The 4,523-nt window shown below is 64.1% G+C and carries 1 protein-coding gene and 2 pseudogenes; 2 read left to right on the forward strand and 1 reads right to left on the reverse strand.

From position 1 onward, the window contains the following. Positions 1 to 3,021: pseudogene (locus R6U20_RS11785) on the reverse strand (glutamate synthase central domain-containing protein); the annotation flags it as partial. Between the two features lie 621 nt (positions 3,022 to 3,642). Between R6U20_RS11785 and R6U20_RS11790 the strand changes: the two are divergent. Next, positions 3,643 to 4,008 (forward strand): annotated as a pseudogene (locus R6U20_RS11790) (septal ring lytic transglycosylase RlpA family protein); the annotation flags it as partial. Between the two features lie 175 nt (positions 4,009 to 4,183). Continuing rightward, positions 4,184 to 4,523, forward strand: a 340-nt coding sequence (locus R6U20_RS11795; RefSeq protein ID WP_410338054.1) for a septal ring lytic transglycosylase RlpA family protein, incomplete at its 3' end; no start/stop codon positions are given.

Consider the following 4,523-nt stretch of genomic DNA (forward strand, 5'->3'; position numbering starts at 1 on the left):
GCGGCGGCGGCGAAATCAGCGGCACGCCCGGCATCGAAAAGCGCACCTCTGCAATCCACGGATAGACCTTCTCGCCAGGCAGTTGTCCCCCCTCGCCCGGCTTGGCCCCTGCGCCATCTTGATCTGGATCTCGTCGGCACTCGTCAGATACGGCAGCGTCACGCCAAACCGCCCCGAGGCCACCTGCTTGATGGCACTGCGCGCAGGATGGGCGTCGGGATACCGCTCGGGATGCTCGCCGCCCTCGCCCGTGTTGCTGCGTCCGTTGATGCGATTCATGGCTTCAGCGAGCGTACGGTGCGTCTCGTCCCCAATGGAGCCGTACGACATGGCCCCCGTCTTAAAGCGCTGCACGATGGACGTCCACGGCTCTACCTCGTCGATGGGACACGCGTGGCCGTTGGCATCCACAATCTGCAGCAGCCCCCGCAGGTCACGGGCGTTTGAACCGGTCTGGTTCACGGAGGCGGCAAACGTCTCGTAGCGTGCCTTGTCGGCGTCGCTGCTGCGGGTGGCATGCTGCAACGCGGCAATGGCCGATGGCGAGAGCGCGTGCTGCTCGCCCGTTCGGCGCCAGCGGTAGCGCCCGCCCACATCCAGGTCCGATGCGCTCGCAGGAGCCGACGAACGGGCCGACGGATAGCCCATGGCGTGTCGCTCGCGAGCCGCCGCTTCGATGGCATCGAGCCGGGCGCCACCAATGCGACTTGGGGTGTTGGTGAAGTAGGCGTCGATCACCTCGTTGTGCAGCCCGAGCGCCTCAAAGATCTGCGCGCCCTGATAGCTCTGCAAGGTCGAAATGCCCATCTTCGACATCACCTTGAGGATGCCCTTGTTGAGCGCCTTCCGGTAGCGGGTAGCGGCCTCGTGGGGCGTGCCCTGCAGGTCGGTCGTGGCCGCCAGATGCCGCACGGTAGCCAGCGCGCCGCGTGGACAGATCGCCTCGGCTCCGTATCCCAGCAGACAGCACACGTGATGCACCTCGCGCGGCTCCAGCCCGTCCACAATGAGGCTGGCCTGCGTGCGGGTGCCGGCGCGTATGAGATGATGGTGCAGTCCGGCCACGGCCAGCAGCATGGGCATCGGAAAGCGATCGTTGGAACGGGCACGATCCGACACGACCAGCAGTTCAGCACCGTTGTGCAGCGCCCGGTCCGCATCCGCAAACAGCCGGTTGAGGGCGGCCTGAAGCGTGCTGGTGCACGACACGGTGGCATCCAGCGTAGCGGTGTTGAGGCGGGCGGATACGCGGCGAAGCCGGGCAGGCGTAAGAATCGGGTCGTCCAGGCGCAGCGCCTGAGCGTGTTCGGGGGTTTCTTCGAGCAGGCTCTTTTCGGGACCCAGGTACGTGTACAGGCTGGTTACGAGCTCCTCGCGGATGGCATCGAGCGGCGGGTTCGTGACCTGCGCAAAGAGCTGCCGGAAGGAGTCGTAGAGCAGGCGCGGACGCTCGCTGAGTGCGGCAATTGGGGTGTCGTCGCCCATGGAGCCGATGGGGCTGCTTCCGGTTTCGCCCATCGGACCGATTAGCATGTCGAGGTCTTCTTGTGTGTACCCGAATGTGCGCAGCATGCGGTGCAGCGCGTCGGAATCGCCGTCGAGAGATGCGTTGGCGGTGCCATTCGTTGCGTGGCCGTTGCGTGTGCTGGAGGCGGGTTCAGGGGGATGTGACGCATCGTCGAGGGTTTGGAGGTGCGTCTCAACCCAGGTATGGTACGGCTTTTTCGCGGCAAGGCGCTCAATGAGCTGGGTATTCGTGATGAGCGAACCCGTGTCCAGATCCACCACGGTCATGTCACCCGGACCCAGGCGCTGCTGCTGCACAATCTGCGAGTCGGGCACATCGAACGCGCCTGCTTCCGACGCCATGACCACGCGGTCGTCGTCGGTCACGAGGTAGCGCGCCGGGCGCAGACCGCTGCGGTCGAGCACCGTACCGATGTGGGAGCCGTCGGCAAACGAGATGGCCGCTGGGCCGTCCCACGGCTCGGTGAGGCAGGCGTGGTATTGAAAAAAGGCGCGCTCCTGCGGGGAAAGCTCGTCGTTGTGCTCCCAGGCGGGCGGGATCAGCATGCGCAGGGCGTGGGGCAGCGGGCGTCCGCTGTGCAGCAGCACCTCCACCGCGCTGTCGACGATGCACGAATCGCTGGCATTCAGGTCGAGCACCGGGCGGATGCGGTCGAGGGCATCGCCAAAAGGGTGCGCCCCGAACTGCGCCTCGCGGGCCCGCATCCGGTTGACGTTGCCGCGCAGGGTGTTGATTTCGCCGTTGTGGCAGATGCGACGAAACGGCTGCGCGAGCGACCAGCGGGGCAGCGTGTTGGTGCTGAAGCGCGCATGCACCAGCGCAAACGCGCTCATCAGCGCCGGAGCCGACAGGTCGGGGAAGTACCCGCGCAGCTGACCGGCCGTCAGCATCCCCTTGTACACCATGGTTTGCGCCGACAGGCTGGCCACGTGGATGGTGGCGGCGGCCTCGGGCAGGCGTGTCCGGATCTGCCGCTCGATGCTGCGGCGCGCCACGTACAGCTTCCGCTCGAATGCAGACCTCGACGGACGCTCGCCCGTGGGCACCACCACGCACTGCACGATGGTCGGCTCGTTTTCGGTAGCCACGTTGCCCAGGACATGCGATTCGGTGGGCACGGTGCGCCAGCCGAGCACCGAAAGGTCATTGGATTGCAGGGTGGATTCGGCGAGCTGGATGCAGGCGGTGCGCAGCGGACGGTCGTTCGGGAGGAAGAGCGTACCCACGCCGTACGCCCCCGGCTCGGGCAGGTCGATCGATTGATTGTGTGCCCATTGTCGGAAGAACGCATCCGGAATCTGGATCAGCACGCCTGCCCCATCGCCGGTAGTGCCGTCGCATCCACAGGCCCCTCGGTGCTCCAACTGCTCCAGCACCGACAGCCCCTCATCGACTGCGGCGTGTGAGGGAGCGGCGTTCATGTGCGCGACAAAGCCGAGGCCACAGGCATCCCGTTCGCGATCGACAGACAGCGCATCGGCGTAGGTAGACATACGGAGCAAGCGGTAAGTCCGCTGGAAGCGAAGTATAGATGAACCCAAAAGGAAATGAAGCTACCATGCAGATACAGTGAGGTTTGGGTTTGTGACTGCTCACGCCCTTTCGGAAGCGCTACCACCGCGTCGAAAGCGCTTTTCTTCACAGAGCGACGGGGATGGACCTACAGTCTTGTGCATGTTGCCCCCGAAGTACCGGAGACGCGTCCACATATCAGGCGGTGTCGTCGCCCCCTCGTGTCATGTCACAGGTCAATGTTTGAGTAGCACGGGCGAGTGATTGTCATGAAAGTCCACAAAAGATCCCGGATCAGCGGCGCCAGGGGCGCCTTGCCTGTCCTGAACTCGATTCAGGATCTGGATGACGGGCGTTGGGGGGGCTGTGCGACTTCTGAACCTATAGCACAACACGTGCTGAGATCCTTCCGCCGCTCCGCTCTGTCAGGATGACGGAGAAAGACGGTATCGTGATGTTTTTTTCTACGTCCGTGCTGCTCAACATGCAATCGTTCAGTCACCGCCGGTGGCACCTTGCCTCGTTCCCTGTTATATTTAGCTGGTGCATGCTTTTGTGCGCTTTCGACGTTCGCTTGTGGTATCCGAAACACACCACGCGCTATGCTCCGCTGGCTGATGCTTATCGTTTTGATCACCGGCCTCATCGGCTGCACGAACGGAGGGTCGCAGACGGCGCATCCCGATGCCGACGGGTTGGCCAGCTACTATGCCGACCACCTGGCAGGCAATGCCACCGCCAGCGGCGAGCCGTACAATCCGAATGCGCGTACCGCCGCCCATCGCACGCTGCCATTTGGCACAAAGGTGCGCGTTACCCGCGTGGATACCGGCGATAAGGTCATTGTGCGCATCAATGATCGCGGACCGCAACAACGCGAACGCATTGTGGATCTGTCGCGGCGCGCGGCCGAAGCTCTCAACATGATCGACGCAGGCGTTGTATCCGTTACGCTGGAGGTGCTGGAGGAGGGGGCTGCCACGCGTGAGCCGGACACGGTTTCCTCGCCCTCACCAACGACCGCAGACTGATACCTGCTCGCTGTTTGCCCTGTACTGGAGTTTGTGCACGATGCGATTCCTGCTGGCTGTTCTTGTTGTCGGGTTAGGCAGTGTTCTGGTTGGCTGCACCAGCACGGGCTCTATGGCGCACGAGTCTGGCGCCACCGCCACGGGCGTTGCCAGCTACTACGGCGACAAGTTCGACGGACGCACCACCGCCAACGGCGAAACCTTCGACAACAGCGCGTACACCGCTGCCCATCGCACGCTGCCGTTCGGGACACGAGTGCGCGTGACCCGCATCGACACCGGCGAACAGGTTACGGTGCGCATCAACGATCGCGGACCGTTTGTAGACGGACGCATCATCGACCTGTCGCAGCGTGCGGCGCGCGACATCGACATGATCGCTGACGGACTGGCGGAGGTCCGCATTGAAGTGGTTGACGAGGGCGACGAGTCGCCCTCCGACGAAGCGCCCG

The organism is Longimonas sp., from assembly GCF_046498435.1.
Taxonomy (GTDB): domain Bacteria; phylum Bacteroidota; class Rhodothermia; order Rhodothermales; family Salinibacteraceae; genus Longimonas.